Origin of the sequence: Stieleria sp., assembly GCF_041595215.1 — a bacterium.
Taxonomy (GTDB): Bacteria; Planctomycetota; Planctomycetia; order Pirellulales; family Pirellulaceae; genus Stieleria; species Stieleria magnilauensis.
Genome location: NZ_JBFHKV010001339.1, coordinates 1 through 1990, shown reverse-complemented (window position 1 = coordinate 1990; position 1990 = coordinate 1). Strand labels below are relative to the sequence as shown.

Here is a 1990-nt window from a genome sequence, read left to right as displayed (position 1 = left end):
GCATGGCGAACACGTCTGAAAGCGACGTCGTGATCAAAGCGTTGCTCCAACGCGCTCGTGAATTCGGCGGGCTGAGCCGAAAACTGCCGCCACTTCCCGGGATGACGGACCAAACGATCACCCCGTCGGAGCACTTTATGTGGTGTATGACCGAAGTCTTTGCAGAACCCTCGCTCGATGTTTGGTATGAAAACGCGGTCCAAGAATTGGTCGAAGGCAACGTGCACAGTCGCGCCGCCGTGATTAATTGCCTACACCGATATGTTAATTCTTCGGGTGGGGCTGGCATGTACGGGGGCGGCATGGGCGGCATGGGCGGATACGGTCCCAGCGGAACCATCTCCAAGTTCACCACCCGCAAGTTGATTCGGTGCTGTCTCAGCCTGGCGACACCCGACGCTTGGTCCGAATTGCCGAGCGATCAACGTCAGACCGCGGCGAGGATGACGCGGGAGGTTGTGATTGCATTGCCCCAAAGTCTGGGAATTGGACTCTCCCAGGAGGCCACGGATGAATTGACCAGCGTGATCCTGGCGGTACCAGAAGCGGAACGCAGCCATTGGGAAAAGCAGTTTGTCCCCGCCAACAACACCGATTCGAACGACGCGGATCTGTCCGACTTGGAATCGTACGGAATGTCGATGGCGGACTTTGATGAGGCTGAATCGGTCGGGACAGACGCCGCGCCCGCGACGCTCTTTCAAGGCCGCGACCTGGCCAGTTGGATGGAGGCCTTGGAGCGGGAACGTGATGTCGCGTCACTCGGGGAAGCCATGCGGGCGGTTGAGACGTTATCACGGGAGTCCGATGAAGAAACCCGATTGGCTGCCGCGGAAAAGACGATGCGACTGGCGCGCCGTCTCGGCGGAATCGTTGCCGGTGGCGAAAACGATTCCAATCCATCACACCATTTTATGACGCTGTTCCTGAACACATTCCCGCGTTATTTCCCCGATCCGGGCGTGGCGGTGGTTCAACAGGAATTGCTCGACGGGCATTCCAACAGCCGAATCGCTTCGATGTGGGTGCTGAACAACTATTTGCACGACCGAGGTGTTGGCGGGGCGACGCCCACAGCAAACACAAATGCCGAGCAATGGCTGGCCGCACAAACCGACGGCCAACTCGGCAGCAAGAGATTGGGACAACTAAAAAACAAGCTTCTCGAACTTGTCGATGCGGAGTCAGAAGGTGCCGACGGGGGCACTCGCGACACGATGGAACATCGACACGCGTTGGATCTGGCAAAGAATTCGGCACTCGTCTTGGCGCTGGCCCTGGGCGAATCGATCGCCGACAACCCGACGCTCAAACGTTATGTCATTGAGCAGGTCAATTCCACCAAAGCAGCGCTTCACCCACCCGGCGGTGCAATGGCGGCGTATTTTAAACCCGCACTGTCCGATGTTCTTTTGGTCGCCGCAATTGAGGTTGCCGAAAAAGACAACGCGTTCGGCACGCCGGAGTGCTGGGAATTCCTCGTCAAGCAACTCGTGTCTCCCCAAAACGATGAGGCCCGCTGGAGATTGTCGTCGCGGGAACGGATCGCATTTGAACGTTTCAAAGAGGCCGCGCCAGACGTTTTATTGAACGAACTCCATCGTTCGCTCCAGCAAACCGAAGGTTGGATCACGCGCTCGGATTGGTTCGCGTTGGCGATTCCGTATTATGCCGAACGGTTTGAATCGACGAAAGAAGTGTCCGAGACGATCGCAGAGTTTGACAAGATGCTCACCGAGCAGTCCGCCCAGGTGCCGGAGAAACTGCGCGCCGCGATCGATCAAGCCAAAGAGACGATTCGAACACGGGAGATTACCCGGTGAGAGATGATGAAGAGAAGCGTTGAAATCGCGTACGCGCGTCTCGGGGCCCACGATACTGTTTGTGTTGATGGTGGCCGTCGGAAGTCGGGTTGGTCAAAAAATGGGTTGGTCAAAAAATGGGTTGGTCAAAAAATGGGTTGGTCAAAAAATGAGTTGGTCAAAAAATG

Annotated in this window: 1 protein-coding gene; it reads left to right on the top strand. The window is 56.7% G+C overall.

Translation table 11 applies throughout. The features are described 5' to 3' along the window. Positions 1–1823, top strand: a 1823-nt coding sequence (locus ABX749_RS31100) for a hypothetical protein (protein WP_372899457.1), incomplete at its 5' end; no start/stop codon positions are given. Positions 1824–1990 lie beyond the last annotated feature (167 nt).